This window comes from Anaerocolumna sp. AGMB13020 (assembly GCF_033100115.1).
Taxonomy (GTDB): domain Bacteria; phylum Bacillota; class Clostridia; order Lachnospirales; family Lachnospiraceae; genus Anaerocolumna.
Genome location: NZ_CP136910.1, coordinates 759,182 through 778,065 on the forward strand (window position 1 = coordinate 759,182; position 18,884 = coordinate 778,065).

13 protein-coding genes are annotated in these 18,884 nt (G+C 39.9%); 9 read left to right on the forward strand and 4 right to left on the reverse strand.

The genetic code is table 11. The features are described from left to right. Positions 1-586 precede the first annotated feature (586 nt). The 4 genes from R2R35_RS03230 (at position 587) to R2R35_RS03245 (ending at position 5,365) form a co-directional block, all read left to right on the forward strand. Entirely contained in the window at positions 587-1,993 is a 1,407-nt protein-coding gene (locus R2R35_RS03230; RefSeq protein ID WP_317733056.1) for an L-fucose/L-arabinose isomerase family protein, read from the forward strand. A 142-nt stretch (positions 1,994-2,135) separates the two neighbouring features. Next, the gene (locus R2R35_RS03235) at positions 2,136-2,957 is read left to right on the forward strand and encodes a transketolase (RefSeq protein WP_317733057.1); all 822 of its coding nucleotides are present in this window, start codon (positions 2,136-2,138) and stop codon (positions 2,955-2,957) included. Continuing rightward, positions 2,950-3,891: a transketolase family protein gene (locus R2R35_RS03240; RefSeq protein WP_317733058.1), complete on the forward strand. Its 942-nt coding sequence runs from the start codon at positions 2,950-2,952 to the stop codon at positions 3,889-3,891. The genes R2R35_RS03235 and R2R35_RS03240 overlap by 8 nt, the downstream gene beginning before the upstream one ends. Continuing rightward, a complete protein-coding gene (locus R2R35_RS03245; RefSeq protein ID WP_317734737.1) occupies positions 3,881-5,365 on the forward strand; it encodes an FGGY-family carbohydrate kinase in 1,485 nt (494 codons plus the stop codon). The genes R2R35_RS03240 and R2R35_RS03245 overlap by 11 nt, the downstream gene beginning before the upstream one ends. Before the next feature lie 165 nt (positions 5,366-5,530). On the opposite strand, the gene R2R35_RS24470 is transcribed toward R2R35_RS03245, so the two are convergent. Both R2R35_RS24470 and R2R35_RS03260 read right to left on the reverse strand, forming a co-directional pair. Continuing rightward, positions 5,531-6,721 (reverse strand): pyrimidine/purine nucleoside phosphorylase, encoded by a 1,191-nt coding sequence (locus R2R35_RS24470; RefSeq protein ID WP_331670211.1) that lies wholly within the window; start codon positions 6,719-6,721, stop codon positions 5,531-5,533. Between the two features lie 54 nt (positions 6,722-6,775). Beyond that, positions 6,776-7,537 (reverse strand): TrmB family transcriptional regulator, encoded by a 762-nt coding sequence (locus tag R2R35_RS03260; protein WP_317733059.1) that lies wholly within the window; start codon positions 7,535-7,537, stop codon positions 6,776-6,778. Between the two features lie 282 nt (positions 7,538-7,819). Between R2R35_RS03260 and R2R35_RS03265 the strand changes: the two genes are divergently transcribed. Then, positions 7,820-8,623 (forward strand): phosphotransferase, encoded by an 804-nt coding sequence (locus R2R35_RS03265; RefSeq protein WP_317733061.1) that lies wholly within the window; start codon positions 7,820-7,822, stop codon positions 8,621-8,623. Between the two features lie 137 nt (positions 8,624-8,760). On the opposite strand, the gene dapA is transcribed toward R2R35_RS03265, so the two are convergent. Then, on the reverse strand, positions 8,761-9,648 hold the full coding sequence (gene dapA, locus R2R35_RS03270) for a 4-hydroxy-tetrahydrodipicolinate synthase (RefSeq protein ID WP_317733063.1): 888 nt from the start codon (positions 9,646-9,648) through the stop codon (positions 8,761-8,763). 1,096 nt (positions 9,649-10,744) lie between these two features. Between dapA and R2R35_RS03275 the strand changes: the two genes are divergently transcribed. Further along, positions 10,745-11,587: an AraC family transcriptional regulator gene (locus R2R35_RS03275; protein WP_317733064.1), complete on the forward strand. Its 843-nt coding sequence runs from the start codon at positions 10,745-10,747 to the stop codon at positions 11,585-11,587. A gap of 167 nt (positions 11,588-11,754) precedes the next feature. Further along, positions 11,755-15,297 carry a glycoside hydrolase family 2 TIM barrel-domain containing protein gene (locus tag R2R35_RS03280; protein WP_317733065.1) on the forward strand — a complete coding sequence of 1,181 codons (3,543 nt, stop codon included), beginning with the start codon at positions 11,755-11,757 and terminating at the stop codon, positions 15,295-15,297. A gap of 218 nt (positions 15,298-15,515) precedes the next feature. On the opposite strand, the gene asnA is transcribed toward R2R35_RS03280, so the two are convergent. Continuing rightward, positions 15,516-16,520 carry an aspartate--ammonia ligase gene (gene asnA, locus R2R35_RS03285; RefSeq protein ID WP_317733066.1) on the reverse strand — a complete coding sequence of 335 codons (1,005 nt, stop codon included), beginning with the start codon at positions 16,518-16,520 and terminating at the stop codon, positions 15,516-15,518. 270 nt (positions 16,521-16,790) lie between these two features. Here asnA and R2R35_RS03290 point away from each other — a divergent pair, with 270 nt between their 5' ends. Then, positions 16,791-17,462 carry a response regulator transcription factor gene (locus tag R2R35_RS03290; protein WP_317733067.1) on the forward strand — a complete coding sequence of 224 codons (672 nt, stop codon included), beginning with the start codon at positions 16,791-16,793 and terminating at the stop codon, positions 17,460-17,462. Positions 17,463-17,505: 43 nt separating this feature from the next. Continuing rightward, entirely contained in the window at positions 17,506-18,777 is a 1,272-nt protein-coding gene (locus R2R35_RS03295) for a HAMP domain-containing sensor histidine kinase (RefSeq protein WP_317733068.1), read from the forward strand. Positions 18,778-18,884 lie beyond the last annotated feature (107 nt).

Consider the following 18,884-nt stretch of genomic DNA (forward strand, 5'->3'; position numbering starts at 1 on the left):
TATATAAATTTTTTAATATATTTTTCCGTTTCCATTTTCAGATTATCTAACGGAATAGTCTCTTTTTCTCCTATTTCATCGGACTTTTCCACCGCTTTAAACTCCTTGATAACACTGGATGTCCCACGATTGCTTGTACCTCTGTATTCCTAGACCTGCAGGAGTCCTGCTTTTTTTATATTAACTGATAATACTTTAGAAATCAATATAAAATTCAAATTTCCTCCCAGATTTTCTGCTTATATTTTTGATTGTTTTTATATTTTATACGAATATTTTATATTTTTACATAAAATGCACTTGTTTTTTTATATAAATAATTTATAATATAGATGTAAATATTTTATTTAATACTTTAAATCCAAATCACAAATCCAAAAAGTACCAAAAAGCAGAAGGTTTCTTCAACAGAAACTTCAGAAGCACAGAAGAATTTTGAAGCGAGTATAACCTACTCATTTCAAGCTCTTCAAATTCCCTATTATGATTACTTATGTTCCCTAACGAGGGGTTACATAGCAGTAATGCACACCAAGTGTTTTCAAGCACTATTTATATGCCGCCAAGCGGCAGATGGAGGTCAGGTATGAAAAAAGTAAGATTAGGCTTTGCTCCAACCAGAAGAAGTATCTTCAGCGCACCGGACGCAATAAAGTATGCTAATTTAACGAGAGAAAGGTTAACGGCGCTGGGGATTGAATTTGTTGATATTACAGATATCAATGAAGAGGGGCTTTTCTATGATGAGCTGGACAGAGAAAAAATAGCAGAGAAATTCAGACAGGAGAAAATTGATGGTCTTTTCTTTCCACACTGTAATTTCGGTACAGAATACGTTGTGGCAAGGCTGGCAAAAGAATTAAATGTTCCTGTACTGCTGTGGGGTCCCAGAGACGAAAGACCCGATGAGAAGGGAATTCGTTTAAGAGACAGTCAATGCGGATTATTTGCAACCGGTAAGGTGTTAAGGCGATTTCAGGTCCCCTTTACCTATCTGACCAACTGCCGGTTAGAAGATGCAGAATTTGAAAAAGGAATCAAAAATTTCCTCGCCGTATGCAATGTTGTTAAGACCTTCCGTCATACAAGAATCTTACAGATTGCTCCCAGACCTTTTGATTTCTGGTCCACGATGTGTAATGAAGGGGAATTGCTGGAGCGTTTCAACATACAGCTCTCTCCTATTCCCATGCCTGAACTGACTGCAGCAGTCAGAAAAGCAAAAGAAGAAAAAGAGGAAGTAGCCGCTGTAGTGAAATACTGCCGGGAAACCATGAACATAAAGATCAAAGACGAGGAACTGGAAAGTGTTGCAGCTTTAAAAGTTGCCATGAAGAAACTGGCGGAAAGCTATGGCTGCAATGCCATTGCCATTCAGTGCTGGAATGCCCTTCAGACCGAAATCGGAATTATGCCCTGTGCTGCCAACTCTCTCCTTAATCAGGAAGGGATTCCAGTAGTCTGTGAAACCGATATTCACGGTGCAATCACCTCTTTGCTGGTAGAAGCATCTACCCTTGACGATACCAGAAGCTTTTTTGCTGACTGGACAGTAAGGCATCCCGATAATGAGAACGGTGAACTATTACAGCATTGCGGTCCCTGGCCCCTCTCCGTTGCAAAAGAAAAACCCACCATCGGTTATCCTCTTGCCTTTGAGCATCCAGGTGCAGTAGAAGCTGAGGCGAAACACGGAGATATGACCCTGTGCCGCTTTGACGGTGACAATGGTGAGTATTCCCTGCTCCTGGGTCATGCAAAAGGCATCGAGGGACCTTATACCAAGGGAACCTATGTTTGGGTGGAGGTCGAGAACTTAAACCGTCTGGAGGAGAAGCTGGTCTATGGGCCATATATTCATCATTGTGTGGGAATACATAAGGATGTTGTACCAGTACTCTATGAAGCTTGTAAATATATCAATGTCAAACCGGATCTTTATGACCCCATTGAAGAAGAAGTAAAAGCAAGCATCCGTGGAGAAATCCGGTAGTCTATAAGAATTCTCCCTTCACACCACAAAAATTACGAACAATGACAGAACATTTTCACTTCGATAGAAGTTAAATAGCCGCTTTCTCCTTTTAACTTCTATCGGATTAAGGCCGATAGAACGGCGGATTGTGAGGTACAAAATGAATTTAACACAGAAATCCTTTCAGCTAAGAAAAGATGTACTGGATATGATTTACCGTGCAGGAACCGGACATATGGGCGGGGACTTTTCAGTAATGGATATCCTGGTAACCCTTTATTATAAACAGATGAATATATCCCCTGAACTAACACAGGACCCTTTAAGAGATTACTTTATCCTGAGCAAAGGTCACTCTGTAGAAGCCCTTTACGCGGTGCTTGCCGACAGAGGCTTCTTTCCGAAAGCAGACCTGCTCTCCTATTCCCAGTTTGGCAGCAAGTATATAGGCCATCCCAATAACAAGATCAATGGAATTGAGATGAATTCCGGCTCCTTAGGCCACGGTCTTTCCGTCTGTGTCGGTATCGCCTTAGGTGTGCAGAAATCCGGCGGCGGCAACCGCGTATATACGGTAATGGGTGACGGAGAGCTGGCAGAAGGTTCCGTCTGGGAAGGTGCTATGGCAGCAGGTCATTATAAACTGGATAATCTTTGTGCAGTAGTTGACCGTAACCGTCTGCAGATCTCAGGAAGCACCGAAAAGGTTATGTCCCAGGATTCACAGGATTTAAGATGGGAAAGCTTTGGCTGGCATGTAATCCATGCAACCGGCAACGACATTACAGCTCTTGACAGCGCCTTTAAAGAAGCCAGAAATACAAAAGGCAAACCTACTGTAATTATTGCAGATACCATAAAAGGTTATGGTGTATCATTTATGGAGAACAATCCTGCCTGGCATCATAAGATTCCCACCAACGAGGAGTATGAAAAAGCAGTAGCAGAATTAGCAGCAAAGGAGGCAGAAGCAAATGAATAAGATTCCTAATAGACAAGCAATCTGTGACGTTTTAGTAGAAAAAGCCGCTGGGGACAAGGATATCTTCGTATTGTGCAGTGACTCCAGAGGTTCAGCTTCCCTGGCTGAATATGCCAATACCTATCCGGAGCAATTCATAGAGGTAGGTATTGCAGAACAGAATCTAGTCAGCATCAGTGCAGGTCTTGCCAAAACAGGCAAGAAAGTATTTGCAGCTTCTCCCGCCTGCTTCCTCTCAACACGAAGTATGGAACAGGCAAAGGTTGATGTTGGTTATTCCAACACCAATGTAACCCTTATCGGCATCAGCGGAGGTATCAGCTACGGCTCTCTTGGTATGACCCACCATTCCAACCAGGATATCGCTTCTATGGGTACCATCCCCAACATGAGAGTCTATCTGCCCAGTGACAGACATCAGACGAAAAGCCTGATAAAGGCACTATTGGAAGATACCAGACCTGCCTATGTACGCGTTGGCAGAAATCCTGTTGCAGACATTTATTCAGAAGAAGAGACCCCTTTTATATTAGATAAAGCGACGGTACTGTCAGAAGGAACAGATCTTGCAATTATCGCCTGCGGTGAAATGGTGAGTATTGCCTTTGAAGCTGTTAAGGCATTAAAAGAACAGGGAATATCCGCAACGCTTCTTGACATGTACTGTATAAAACCCCTTGACAAAGAAGCTCTTTTAAATGCTGCAGCCAATGCAAAAGCTGTAATCACCTTAGAGGAACATTCCATTTATGGAGGATTAGGCTCCCTGGTCAGTCAGCTCATTTCTGCTAACTGCCCTAAAAAGGTAATAAACCTGGCTCTTCCGGATGAACCTGCTATCTCTGGTAAATCCAAAGAAGTATTTGACTACTATGGACTTAACAAAGAAGGTCTCATAAAAACTGCAATGGAGTTAATGAATGATGTCAAATAAATATATATTAAGTATAGATCAGAGTACCCAGGGAACAAAAGCCCTGCTTTTTGACAAAGATGGCAAAGTACTGGGACGAAGCGATTTTTCTCATGACCAGCTGATTAACAGCATTGGATGGGTGGAACATGATCCTGTTCAGATCTTTAACAATACCCTCTCCGCCGTCAAAGCTGTCGTAGAAAAAACAGGTATCAGTAAATCCGATATTTTATGTATTGGTATCACCAATCAACGGGAAACAGCCGTCGCCTGGGATAGGGAAACCGGAAAACCGGTCTGTAATGCCATTGTCTGGCAATGTGCCAGAGGTGCTGGAATCTGCGAGGCATTGAATACCCGGAGAGAGTTCATACAAAGCCGTACAGGTTTGCCACTCTCCCCCTACTATTCTGCAGCCAAAATAGCGTGGATACTTCAGAATGTAAAGGATGCAAAAGAAAAATCCGAAGCCGGAACTCTCTGCTACGGAAACATGGATAGCTGGCTCATATACAATCTTACCAAAACCCACAATTTTAAAACAGACTATTCAAACGCCTCCAGGACTCAGCTTTTTAATGTCAACACCTTAAAATGGGATGAAGAAATCTGCGGATTGTTTGGTTTAAACAGCAAGTGTCTGGCAGAAGTCTGTGACTCTGATGCATTCTTTGGAGAAACCGACCTTTCAGGTTATCTGGATACACCTGTACCTATTCATAGTGTAATGGGCGATTCCCACAGCGCTCTTTTCAGCCAGTTCTGCCATCACAAAGGCATGGCAAAAGCCACCTATGGTACCGGCTCTTCTATTATGATGAACATAGGAATAGAACCCGTCTTTAGTCAAAAGGGGATTGCAACTTCCCTGGCCTGGAAAAGAAACGGTAAGGCTGAATATGTACTGGAAGGAAATATCAATTACACTGGAGCTGTAATAGCCTGGTTAAAGAATGATTTGAAGCTGATACAAGAAACTTCCGAAGCAGAGTCCCTTGCAGTCCTCGCCAATCCTGCCGACCAAACCGTTCTTGTTCCTGCTTTCTCAGGACTTGGTGCTCCTTATATGAAAAACGATGTTTCCGCCATATTCTATGGAATGACCCGTACCACCGGTAAAGCGGAGCTGGTAAAAGCTGCTTTGGATTCCATTGCTTATCAGATTACGGATGTTGTAAAAGTCATTCTGGAGGAATCCTCAATAGAACTCAGAGAACTAAAGGTTGACGGCGGTCCCACCAGAAATGCTTTTCTCATGCAATTTCAAAGTGATATCGCCAACCTTCCTGTCCGTGTATCGGATACGGAGGAATTATCAGCAGCCGGAGCTGCTTATATGGCTGGAAGTTCTTATGGCTTTTATGATTTGAAGGACCTTGAAGAAAAAAGCAACGGAGTGTATTACCTGCCGAAAATGGAGGAAGCAGAAAGAAGCTTGAAATACCAGGGGTGGAAAAAAGCTGTTGATATGCTGTTAAATAGCACAACTTAAAAGCTCGTAAAATCTGTCGCTGCATTTAAACAATGTTGCTGAAATAAGTTTCAAAAATACATACCAATTTTGTGTGCTATAACTGCATAAAATATAGTTTGCTTTTAGCACACAAAATCGGCAACATTTCCAAAGGATCATCCCGCACTGACTGCCAGATTTTTTCTATTTATTCCTTAGGTAGGAACAACAATAGTCAGAAACGTCCTCAACAGTAATTTCGAATCTACAGTTTGCAGGAATCTCAAAGCTTTGCCCTGCTTCATAAGAGGTCCATGTTTCGCTGCCGGGGAGCAGTACATTTATTTTTCCTGCCAATACCTCCATGCGTTCTTTCTCCTCTGTGTTGAATTCATATTTTCCAGGTAAAATAATCCCAAGTGTTTTTCTTGTACCATCCTCAAATAAAACGGTCCGGCTTGTCACTTTTCCCTCGAAATATACATTTGCTTTCTTTACAATGGTTACATTTTTCAGCTTATCCATTTTTAGTACCTCCATAAATTGTTTTGATACCAGACATTCCGTTTGTAAATGATTAGTGAGGGACTGTTGGATATCTTTTGAAATCTCCTGTGTCTGTTTCATCCCTTTTTGCAAGGCAATATCAAGGGGTTCTCCCTCTAACAGGCTATTGGTAATTGCCTCTGTTATTCCCCCTTTTGTAATCATACTGGCGACATAATCTTCTTTCTGAATATTATTCTGAAAACAAGGCAGAATCTTTATAGCCCAAAGGTAAAGTTCAGAAAACAGGGGATATTCTTTCCCAATTTTATCAATAGCTTCCTGTTGCTGCCCTGGGTTTTTTGATGTTAAAATTGCCGCAGGCATACAGACGCCAGCAGTAAAGACATTTAAATCGTCTTCTGTTATTGTTTTAATATGTGTTAAATTCATACATCGCAGCAACATCTCCAAATGTTCATGCTCAGGATAGATGGTCGCTACACCCTTTTCAGACACTATAGTATCTGGACCACTAAACATCATACGGTATACGTTTCTGCCTAATATTTGATACAACAATTCTGTGGATACACCTGCCATACAGGAAACAACAAGTGCTTTTTCCGATATGGGAAAATTCATCAATCCAGTAATATCTTGAGGCCTTATCGTAATTAAAACAATCCCCGCTTTCTGGAATATTTCTTGGTTTGTTGAAAGACATGAGGTTAATCCCTGCGTATTGAGCATTTCATAAGTACGAGGATTAGCTCTGTAGGAAATTAACAGATTTTTCCTCTCGAGTCCCTTGTCAATCAGTGAGTGCGCAATTGCTTGTCCTAAATGACCGCATCCTACAATTCCGATTTTTAAATTATTCAGCATAATCCAATCATTACTTAACAAAATACACAACTCCTTTCATCGAGTATGCATTAAACAGGATATCATTTCATTCCTTTAGCACATTGCATCAAAACGTTCTTTCCCTAATTCGTCGATAAGAGCTTTCCCCCAAATATCATGTTTGATGTATTCTTTCGCAGTCAAAATAATACAAGGCGTGGAAGCCCAAATCCCCAAAGTTTCATTATCCGTTTCCGCCATTTCACCAATTACCACTTCATTTGAATCACATGCTGCGACATTTAACCTTTTGCCAAGACGTTGCTGTGAGCTAACCCCGCAGGATTCCAGATTAATAGTGTGGATACAGCCCGGATTGTATTCTCCAAATATCCCCACAATCACTTGTACTCCCCGATGCTCCGCAGATAGAAGATGTTCTCTTACTTTTTTTGCTTCCTGCGGCCATAGGGATACCAATAAATCCTTCCTGGCGTTTTGAATAACATTTGCTATTTTTTCTATTATAGTTTGGTATCCTGACAGATTCCACGTTAAATCAACATCTGGTAATGGTGCTATATTCGTCAGCAATCCATTCAGACTTTCCATTTTTTCATCAAATTCCTTATAAATTCTTTGAAGAAGTACCTTAGGGTCAATAGGGCAATATTGCACCGGTTCTGATGAGCTGGAGAGGATGGTACCTTTATTTTTTAAACTCGTCAGTGTTTCGTAAATCTTTGCAGTTGGGATTTTCGCAATTTTGCTCACTTCATAGCCGATAGCCGGATTTTTTTGGAGAAGAGCAAGATAGGCTTTTGCTTCATAAGTAGAAAATCCAAACTGTGTTAATTTAAGTATTATATCGTTCATAATAGCTCCTTTAAATATTTATCTATATACTACCTTAAGAGTAAGAAACAAGTCAATGACTACCAATATTAAGTAGAATAACTTTTCTAAATACTCTTATACTTTTTGCATTTACAGTAAAGGCAAACACTACTATAGACCTAAAAACCTGCAAGACGGTCGTCCTGTCTTCCTTAATTTAACAGTAAAAAAATATGGCGTAGTTCTATGTTTTAATTTAATATTAAATATGGAAGAAATTTTAAACCGTATTATCAAAAAATATAACTTGTTGAGGTATTTATGGAAAAGCAGATTGGGAAACTAATAGGAAGCGGCGGTACGTCAGATGTACATGAATGGGGTGATAATGAGGTGATAAAGATTTATAAAACTCATATATCCGATGGTACTATAAATCACGAGGAGTATATAGGAAAATTATTAAATAAAACTTTCTTAAATATCCCAAAACTCATTGATTCAATAACTATAGACGGTAAAAGTGCATTAATATATGAGCGTAAACCAGGCAATATACTAGCCGAACCGCTGTTAAAAGGACTTTATGAGAAAGAATTAGCTCAGAAATTTGCTAAGATGCATTATGATATACATATGGAAACCATAATTGAACTGCCAAAACAATATGAATTCTTTTATAACCGTATTACAGATTTAAGTAGCATTTTAGGATCTAAATCAGATGCTTTATTGGAGCTGCTGGATAGCATTCCTAATGAGACCAAGCTTTGCCATGGTGATTATCAACCACTGAATATCATCGGTGAAGCTGGTGACTATACCGTCATAGACTGGAATGGTGCCTGTTCCGGGAATCCTGTACTGGATGTTGCCTGGACATACCTGACTCTTAATTCTCCTGTGGTCAAGCATCTGCTGGGAAAAGAAGCTTCTGAACTATTTACCCTGTTTGTAGAGGATTATTTATCTCATTATTGTCAACTAGCAGGCATCAATAGCTCGCAAGTCCTAAAGTGCCTGCCTCTGGTTGCCGCAAGAAGATTATACGATAACAATTTAAGTGATACAGATGTATCGAAACTTGAAAAAGACTGGCTGCATCAGCTATTGTCAGACTTTTAAAACAAAAGTGATAGCCTATAGAACTGCATAAAAAACCGCAAACAGCCTATCCATAAGATTAACCTTCTTGTGTCAGACAAAATGAGTCTATTTAAGAGGAGTTAACTTCACTTACTGGTTGTTTGCGGTATATTTTATTAAGCTATTTTTATGGAACTGTCTTTTTTAAACACCTTGTCAATCTTAACCTTTAACTCATCAGAGATTTCTGTTAGGGGAAGTCTAAGTTCAGGAGAATCAATCAGACCGATTTGATTTAAGCAATATTTAATAGGTGCAGGATTAGGCTCTTCAAAAAGCAGTGGAATCAACGGATAGATTTCCTTCCAGGTATTCAGCGCTTCTTCTGCATTATTAGCTTTGATGTCTTTGAATATTTTCACAAACTTTTCTGTATTAGTATGTGCGGAAGCCATAATACCGCCAGCGCCGCCAAGGGTTAAGGTAAGATAAAACAAAAGGTCCTCTCCTGTCAATATAGAGAAATCCTTTGGCGGATTCAGCAAAAGGTTCATAGTCTGCTTAATGTCTCCGCAAGAGTCTTTCAGACCTACGATATTCTTGATCTCAGCCAGCTTATAAAGCGTATCATTGGTAATATTAACACCTGTACGGTATGGGATATTATAGATGATAATATTTAAAGAAGTTTCCTCTGCAAGGCTTTTGAAATGAGCATAAATTCCATTTTGGTTCGGTTTGTTATAATAAGGACAGACGGACAGAATGCCTTCAATCTTATATTTCTCCGCCAGTTTCGCTCTTTTCGCCACATTAGCTGTGCAGTTACCTCCTATTCCGGCGTAAATCGGCAGGCGTCCTCTATTATACTCCAAAGTCTTATCCATCATTTCCTCAAATTCATATTCGCTGATCGTTGGTATCTCACCTGTAGTACCAAAGGGGATAAAACCGGAGATTCCGGTTTCTGCGTAATGATTGATGAGCCTTTCATAGGATTTATAGTCTATCTTCCCTTCAGAAAAGGGTGTTATAATGGGCAGCCATACACCGTTAAGTGACATAATTATACCTCCTGATTTGAATATCGTTAAGTTACTTCAGTTGAAAAAACAAATTACGCTTTCCCATAACCTAATCCTTTCATTCATAAATCACATGGAAAAGTGGCAAAATCTATTTCAACCTATATGTTTATTCTATCGAAATTTTCTGTATGTGTTACTTAAAACAGGTCATTTATTCACCTTTTTATACATTATACAAAACATTATTTTATGAAAATATTATTATAATGCTTTCAATATTGCAGATAGTGCTGTATACTATAAAAAATCATACACTGGGATTATGCCCTTGATTTCTGGTGTCCTTTAACCTATCAATAATGATATATCCTGCTTAACCATACCTATGTATACACGCTATATCCTGTTACGCTGCCTAATCTCTACCTTTATGCTGAAGTTTATACTTTGTAACCAAGCTAACACCATCTACAATAAAATCGTACCACACTAAGGCTCATTGCAAAATCAGAGATTAAGTCCTATAAGCAAAAAATATACATAAAATAACAATAGATATTATAAAAAAGCAATAGATATCATAAAAAGCAATATACATAATAAAAAGCAATATACATAATAAAAAGCAATAGACATCATAAAAAGCAATAGATATCATAAAAAAGCAATAGACATCATAAAAAGCAATAGACATCATAAAAAGCAATAGACATAATAAAAAGCAATAGACATAATAAAAAGTAATAGACATCATAAAAAGCAATAGATATCATAGAAAAGCAATAGATATCATAAAAAAAGCAATAGATATCATAAAAAAAGCAATAGATATCATAAAAAAGCAAGGTGACACTACCGATTTCAGGCAATCTGTGCAAAACAGAAAGGATGAATGCGCCTATGGAAATGTATTAGAAGTCCTTTTCCCGGAATCGTTTGCGCTATATAATCAAGCAGATTGTTTGAGCGCAGCGAGTTATCTGTTTGATTATATGCCAAGCGCAACCGATTCCGGGAATTAGGACTTCTTATACATTGGAATGAAGCATTCATCCTATCTGTTTTGCACAGACTGCCGTCCGTCCCCCCACCCTTCGCTACTGCATATCTCACCCAATAAAGGAGTACAAACATGGGCACCTTCGAAAAGCTAGGATACCTAAACGATGATTTTCGGATCTTCCACCTGATGGACAACGAGAAAAAAGAATTTGATTTTCATTACCATGACTTTAACAAAATAATGATCTTCCTCTCCGGAAACCTTAATTATTCCATCGAAGGCAGGAATTACCATTTAAATCCCTATGATATTCTTCTGGTAAACGCTGGTGAGGTACACCGCCCCGTCTGTCTTGATAATTCCGTTTATGACAGAATTATCGTATATGTATCCACGAAATTTTTAACCTCCTACAGCAGCGAGGAATATAACCTGATGCACTGCTTTGACAAAGCAAAAAAGGAGCATTCCAATGTACTTCGGATTCCCTCCCTGGATAAAAGCAAGCTCTATCATGTCTGCAAAGAACTTGAATTATCCTTTAAAGACAATGACTTTGCAAGAGAGCTGTATCAAAAGATTTTGTTTCTGGAGTTTATGATACAGTTAAATCGCACGGTTATCTCCAATCATGTAAACTACCTGGACAGTGATATGGCAAATGATAAACTCCTCGCAATCCTTGACTATATCAATACCAATCTTACCGAAGACATAACCATCGATACACTGGCAAATACCTTCTTTCTAAGCAGATACTATCTCATGCACTTTTTTAAAGAGCATACGGGATATACCGTAGGCAATTACATCACAGAGAAACGGCTGCTGCTGGCCAGACATTATGTTCAAGCCGGTTACACCTCAACTCAGGCCTGCTATATGAGTGGTTTTAAGAATTACTCCACCTTTTCAAGGGCTTTTAAAAAAGCCTTTAAAACCATGCCTAAAAATGCCCCTTACATAGATTAACATGTAAAATACTATCCCTTTCATGGATTTTCGTATATACCCTTAAGCATTCACTGGAATATCCACTTGAAATCAGTTATGATACTTATAGTTCAGTGTTTTAACTTTCATAAAGTCTTACAAGAGCTTAAGAATATTATGAAATAACAGCAGAAAGGATATCATCAATGAGCCAAAAAGCACTATTTAACGATAACTGGCAATTTATTAAAATGCCGGTACATTCCTCCATAGAGGAACTCCCTAAAAGCGAGGCGAATTTTTCACCTGTCAGTCTGCCTCATGACTGGTTGATTTACAATACCAATGATCTCTATGAAACCGGTGACGGCTGGTATAAGAAAAGTTTGTTTCTGGAAGAGAGTTCGGAAATAAAGGAACTGATAAATCGCAAAACAACAGAAGGAACCCTGCCATCCCATTACCTGTACAAGCCCGGTACGAAATTCTCTCTTTCTTTCGAAGGTGTATATATGGACTCTTCCGTCTATGTAAACGGCACCTTTGCAGGGAATTGGAAATATGGGTACTCCTCTTTTGAATACGATATTACATCATTTTTAAAAGCCGGTGAAAATGAAATCCTTGTTCAGGTATGCCACGAGGCTCCCAACTCCCGCTGGTACTCCGGCGCTGGTATTTACAGAAATGTATGGCTCAAGGCTTCAACTGACAGTCATCTTATAACAGATGGTATCTATGTTTCCACCAAAGAGCTGGGCAGGAACTGGGAGGTAACGATAGATACCGAAGTTTACATATCCCCTGATAACAAACCAGATAAATTTACACTTCGTCACAGCATTATAGATGTTAAGGGTAATATTACTTCTGAAAAGCAGATTGACCTTACTGAGACAGCAGATCGTTCCTGCTGCAAAAGCACCACATCTCTGAATGTAAATGAGCCTGCGCTTTGGGACCTTAATTCTCCAAATCTCTATTCCTTAAGGACTGAGCTTCTCTCAGAAAATATCGTGATTGACACAGAAACCCTGAACTTCGGTTTCTCAACAAAGAAATTTGATACGGAAAAAGGCTTCTTCTTAAACGGAGAACACATAAAAATAAACGGTGTATGTGAACATCATGACCTTGGCTGCCTGGGTGCCGCTGTCAACAAAGCTGCCTTGCGCAGAAAAATCCTGCTTTTAAAAGAAATGGGCGTTAACGGTATCCGAACCTCCCACAATATGCCGGCGGTGGAGCTGATGGAGCTGGCAGATGAAATGGGTATATTAATTGTATCCGAAGGCTTCGATATGTGGGAGCGTTCAAAGACTACTTATGACTATGCCAGATTCTTCCCGGAATGGTCACAGAGAGATGTTGCCAGCTGGGTACGCAGGGATAGAAACCATCCAAGCCTTCTTATGTGGAGCATCGGCAACGAAATCCCTGATACCCATGCCGATGCCAGGGGGCAGGAAGTGACCAGCTACCTAAAAAAACAGGTAGAGAAACACGATTACAGGGGGAATGCTCCTGCTACCATCGGTTCCAATTACATGCCTTGGGAAAATGCAAGAAAATGCGCGGACATCCTAAAATATGCGGGTTATAACTATGCTGAAAAATATTATGAAGAGCATCACAAGGAACACCCGGACTGGTTTATTTACGGCAGTGAAACCTCCTCAACGGTACAGAGCAGAAGTATATACCACTTCCCTCTTTCCCAGCCCATCTTAAATGATGATGACGAACAGTGCTCCTGTCTTGGTAACAGTACTACCAGCTGGGGTGCGAAAAATACAGAATATGCAATAACCGCTGACAGAGATGCAGAATTCTCCATGGGACAGTTTATCTGGACCGGTTTTGATTACATTGGAGAGCCTACACCTTACTCTACAAAGAATTCCTATTTCGGACAGATTGATACTGCCGGCTTTAAAAAAGATACCTTCTATATCTATCAGGCAGAATGGACAGAATACAGAACAACCCCCATGGTGCATATCTTCCCTTATTGGGATTTTTCCGAAGGACAGTTAATTGATGTCAGGGTATGCTCCAATGCACCTTCTGTTGAGCTGTTCTTAAACGATGTTTCACAGGGCATATACCACATTGACCACCAAAAGGGCAAAGAGCTCCTGGGGCATTTTAAGATTCCCTATACAAAAGGCGTGTTAAGAGCAGTTGCATACGATGAACAAGGTAACATTATAGCAGAGGATGTGAAAACCTCCTTTACCGATGCGGCTTCCCTTCAGTTAGACTGGGACAAAAGCGAGATTACCGCGGATGCTGCCGATTTGATTTTCTTAGAAATCTCAGCGGTGGATAAAGACGGAAATTTCGTATATAATGCCAGAAACCGTGTTCAGGTAAGTGTAGAAGGTGCTGGTGTTCTTGCAGGTCTTGACAATGGTGACAGCACCGATTATGACCAGTATAAGGGTACAAGCAGAAGACTCTTTGGCGGCAAACTTCTGGCTGTGATACAGAGTACCTTTCAAGAAGGGGCTATCAACGTAACAATAACATCAGAAGGTCTTCCTGCTGAAACCATAAGCTTTACTTCTCTGCCCGTTTCAGATAAGAAACTATTAGAAGGAGTAAGTGAACCACTTCCCTTTATAAAGAACCAGGAAGAAGATACGTTAAAAGAGATTCCCATACGAAAATTAGAAATCCTTGCGCCAAAGGGTACCCAATTAAACGCAGAGTGTACTGCGATTCCCCTACAGCTTAAAATACATCCTGAAAATGCTACTTACAAGGATATCTCCTGGCGTTTAACTACTGTAACAGGTTCTGATACCAGCATCGCTTCCTTTGTGATTCCGGATGACTCACATCCTGAGTCAGTACTGCTAACTGCACTGGGGGATGGCTTTGGATATATCAGATGCCAGGCAATGAACGGCGGCACCAAAGTTAATCTGTATTCTCAGCTGGAATTTAACATAGACGGAGTGGGTATTGCAAATATCAATCCTTACAGCTTTGTAGCAGGCAGCAATTATTCCTCCGGCAGCAGTAACCTGACAAATGGAAATGAACGTGGTGTAGCAACCACCAGAGAAGAGACCAGTATCATTACTTTTGAAAGACTGGATTTTGGTACATATGGTTCCAGAGAGCTGACTCTCCCCATATTCGCTACCGACCAAGGTGTCTTTGATATCAGTATCTGGTCAGGGATTCCAGGTGAAAGAAGTGCAAGACTCATAACCACCGTTATCTATGACCTTCCGCAGATATGGGGCTTATTCCAGGAAAAGACCTATATCTTACCGGAACTTTTAAGTGGAATACAGACAATCAGCTTTTCCTTTAAGCATCCGCTTCATCTAAAGGGTTTTACCTTTACAGAAGCCAGAAAAGCATTTGACAGATTGGAGTTAGTAAACCATGATTCTATCTATGGCGATTCCTTTATCCTTGGAAATGAGGCCATTGAAAGTATTGGAAATAACGTATCCATCGAGTTCCTGGCTATGGATTTCGGTGAAACAGGCAGCAGCAGCCTTATGATCTGCGGCCACTCTCCTCTGGATATGAACACCATCCACATTCATTTTACTGATGATGAGGGCGACTATACGGAGCTTGTTGAATTCTCCTACTCCGAGGATTACTGTGAGAGGGAATATAAAATAAAACCGGTAACCGGCAAGAAAAAAGTGACCTTTGTATTCCTTCCGGGTTCTAACTTTGATTTTAAATGGTTTCAGTTTTCAGAAATAAAGGATAAATAGCAGAAGGAAGACCAGGGCTTTGTAAGTTAATTTACAGCCCTGGTCTTATATTTTTAGAGTAATTGCAATTTGAAATGCAGGGAACCAGATAATTATGATTTTCTCTGAAGACAAAGCCAGATAAGAATATCAATCAGGGCAGTCAGTAAAATAGCTTCCCTTATAACTATCATTTTACTTTCAATATCAGCGCTTCTAAAACAAATATTGACAGTTTATTATAAAATTACCACACCTTTATCAGCCATATACTCTAACATCTCATCTTCCCATACCGATGCCTGAACCTCACCAATATGTACCTTATCCATAAAATACATACAGATTCTGGACTGTCCGATTCCGCCTCCTATTGTAAAGGGCAGACGGTCGTTAAGAACATCCTGATGATAGGGCAATTTTCTTCTCTCCTCCGCCGCTGCTTCGGTCAGCTGTTTATCCATGGCTCCGGCATCCACCCTGATGCCCATGGAGGATACTTCAAAAGCAATATCCAGCAATTGGTGATACAGAATAAGGTCACCATTTAAATTCCAATCATCATAATCCGGTGATCTTCCGTCATGCTTTTCTCCGCTTTTTAACTTACCGCCTATTTCCATAATAAATATGGCTCCCTTTTCCCTTACAAGGGCTGCCTCTCTCTCTTTGCCTGATAACTCAGGATATAGGTCTGCAAGCTCCTGACTGGTTATAAAAGTTATTTCCTTTGGTAGTTTTGCTTCAAACTTTGTAAATCTGCTTCTTACGAATTCTTCTGTCTCTAAAAACACCTCATAAATTTTATTGACAGCACTTTTTAGAGTCTGAAGGTTTCTGTCTTCTCTTTGTATCACCTTTTCCCAATCCCACTGATCCACATAGATGGAATGAATATTGTCAAGAGTCTCGTCACATCTGATTGCATTCATATCAGTATAAAGGCCTTCACCTACGTCAAACTGATATCTCTTTAAGGCCATCCTCTTCCATTTGGCAAGGGACTGAACCACCTCACATTTTCTGTTCTGGGTTCCGATTCCAGCGAAAGAAACCGGCTGTTCTACACCATTTAGATTGTCATTTAGTCCTGTCTCCGGCAGCACGAACAATGGTGCTGAAACTCTGGTCAGATTAAGTTTTTCCGCCAGGTTTTTTTCAAAATAATCTTTTATCAGCTTGATTGCTGTTTCCGTTTCTCTTAAGGTTGTCTTACTTGTATAACCCTCCGGTATATAGTGCATGTATTACCTCCACCTTTTCATCTTAAAAATTGTATATTTATGTACTATTATAGGTATAAATAAAGATATTTCAAGAACAATTTTAAATTGCCTTATTTCATACCAGTGATTAACCAGATGATTATTGCTGGTTTTCGATGTAGCGAAATCTTTAATCCATATAATCGAGATCTCATAAGGTATTATCATAGCATCGATAATTAGCTATGCTTTCTTATTCTTTTTGTGTTAGAATAAAGTCTAAATCCATTAAACTTGCGGAGGTCCCATATGAAATACGACTGTCTCATAGTCGACGATGAAATTCCCTTATCTGAAAGTACCAGTGAATATTTCAACATGTTTGATATAAAGACTACCTGGGTGGCAGATGCAGCTGCCTGTCTGGCGTTTTTTAAAGAAAACAAGACGGATCTAATTCTTCTTGATATAAATCTCGGAACAGATTCCGGTTTCTCTCTTTGCAAGAAAATAAGAGAGAATTTAGATGTTCCTATTCTTTTTATCAGTGCCAGAAACAGTGATGATGATATTCTGCTGGCTCTTGGCATTGGCGGGGACGACTACATCAGCAAACCTTATTCCCTAAATGTGCTACTGGCGAAGGTTAAAGCAGTATTAAAACGTTATCAGAACAAAGAATCAGAGGAAATAAGCTTTGGAAGGTACACGATTAACTTCCATCTGGAACGAGTTTTCTGTGACGGAAATGACTTAGGTCTTAAAGCCATGGAATACAAACTTCTCTCCTATCTTGTCCGAAACAGCAGCAGGATTATTTCAAAGGAGGAGCTCTTTGACAAAGTCTGGGGTGATTCCATCACCGGTGACGGCACCCTTAATGTTCATATTCGAAGATTACGGGAAAAGATTGAAGATGACCCAAATAATCCCAAATATATCCGTACCATCTGGGGAACCGGTTACATCTTTGAGGCTTAAAGGATAACCATAATCAACTTTATTCAATGGAAAAGAGGATTAAATGAAGATAAAAAGCTTCAGCCTTATCCTGGCTGTGATATTATTACTGGGCATCTCAGGTGCTGTAATTATAGCTGTACAAGCACCGGATAATCAGCTGGATACAGTAGCTGTTAATGATATTGTTTATAATTTAAAAGAAAACTGGAAATCTCTGAAAGCACCGGATTATCCCCTGCCCGGCATTTCTTATGGGATTGATTATACCGTTCTTGATACCGAAGGCAAACTTCTTAGAGCTACCAAACCAGGTATTACAGCAGATGAGAATTCGGCTGTCAGGCACAGAGATACCATACTTTCTATCTATGGCACTGATGACAGTTACCTCGGAAAACTCGTCATCTACAATGATTCCAATAAACACTGGCAAAATTTCAGGAACCGCCTGCTTACGGACTTTCTGCTTATGTGCTTTCTGTTCATATCGGCTTTGTCAGTCTTTCTTCTTATCATTCAAAAGAAAATTTTAAGACCCTTTGAAATCCTGAACAGATTTGCAAAAAATATTGCCGCCGGTAATCTTGATATTCCCCTTTCTATGGATAAAGAGAATGCCTTCGGAGCTTTTACCGAAAGCTTCGATCTGATGAGAACAGAACTTGCCACCGCCAAAGAAAATGAATACAGGGCGAACACCAGCAAAAAAGAGCTTGTGGCCTCCTTAAGCCATGATATTAAGACACCCGTGGCATCAATAAAAGCAATTGCAGAACTTATGTCTGTTACCGCCACAGATAATAAAATGAAAAAACAGCTGGAGACAATCAATGCAAAAGCCGATCAGATAAATCTGCTGATCAGCAATATGTTTCATGCTACCTTAGAAGAACTAAACGAACTAAAGGTTACCAATTCCACCATATCCAGTCATCAGATTTCAGATATGCTCCATCATGCAGATTATCAGAAAACGGCAGATATTGACCCGATACCTGCGTGCCTGATTCTGGCAGATCCTCTCAGGTTATCACAGGTTCTTGATAATATCATCAGTAATTCCTATAAATATGCCGGAACCAGGTTACACGTGACCTTTCATCTGGATGCCGCTTTATCAGTTGATATAACCGATTACGGACCGGGTGTTCTTTTGGAGGAAATACCCCTCCTGACCCAGAAATATTTCCGTGGCACGAATAGCAGGACGGAACAAGGTACAGGAATTGGTCTTTATATTTCTGCGTATTTTATGGACAAGATGGGTGGTTCCCTTGAATTTTTCAACAGCAAAGAAGGCTTTACGGCAAGGCTTCTATTAAAACTCGTGTAATCCGTAAAGCAGCAATGTAGCAATGTGACGTTCAGAGCAATATCATACAAGAATGCCCTTACGGCTTGTGATAAACTAACTTTCAGATTCAGGAAAGGAGACGCAAG

Bases quoted from the DNA above. Each gene is read 5' to 3' on its own strand.
- R2R35_RS03230 (WP_317733056.1), top strand. From the start codon at position 587: ATGAAAAAAGTAAGATTAGGCTTTGCTCCAACCAGAAGAAGTATCTTC.
- R2R35_RS03235 (WP_317733057.1), top strand. From the start codon at position 2,136: ATGAATTTAACACAGAAATCCTTTCAGCTAAGAAAAGATGTACTGGAT.
- R2R35_RS03240 (WP_317733058.1), top strand. From the start codon at position 2,950: ATGAATAAGATTCCTAATAGACAAGCAATCTGTGACGTTTTAGTAGAA.
- R2R35_RS03245 (WP_317734737.1), top strand. From the start codon at position 3,881: ATGTCAAATAAATATATATTAAGTATAGATCAGAGTACCCAGGGAACA.
- R2R35_RS03260 (WP_317733059.1), bottom strand. From the start codon at position 7,537: ATGAACGATATAATACTTAAATTAACACAGTTTGGATTTTCTACTTAT.
- R2R35_RS03265 (WP_317733061.1), top strand. From the start codon at position 7,820: ATGGAAAAGCAGATTGGGAAACTAATAGGAAGCGGCGGTACGTCAGAT.
- dapA (WP_317733063.1), bottom strand. From the start codon at position 9,648: ATGTCACTTAACGGTGTATGGCTGCCCATTATAACACCCTTTTCTGAA.
- R2R35_RS03275 (WP_317733064.1), top strand. From the start codon at position 10,745: ATGGGCACCTTCGAAAAGCTAGGATACCTAAACGATGATTTTCGGATC.
- R2R35_RS03280 (WP_317733065.1), top strand. From the start codon at position 11,755: ATGAGCCAAAAAGCACTATTTAACGATAACTGGCAATTTATTAAAATG.
- asnA (WP_317733066.1), bottom strand. From the start codon at position 16,520: ATGCACTATATACCGGAGGGTTATACAAGTAAGACAACCTTAAGAGAA.
- R2R35_RS03290 (WP_317733067.1), top strand. From the start codon at position 16,791: ATGAAATACGACTGTCTCATAGTCGACGATGAAATTCCCTTATCTGAA.
- R2R35_RS03295 (WP_317733068.1), top strand. From the start codon at position 17,506: ATGAAGATAAAAAGCTTCAGCCTTATCCTGGCTGTGATATTATTACTG.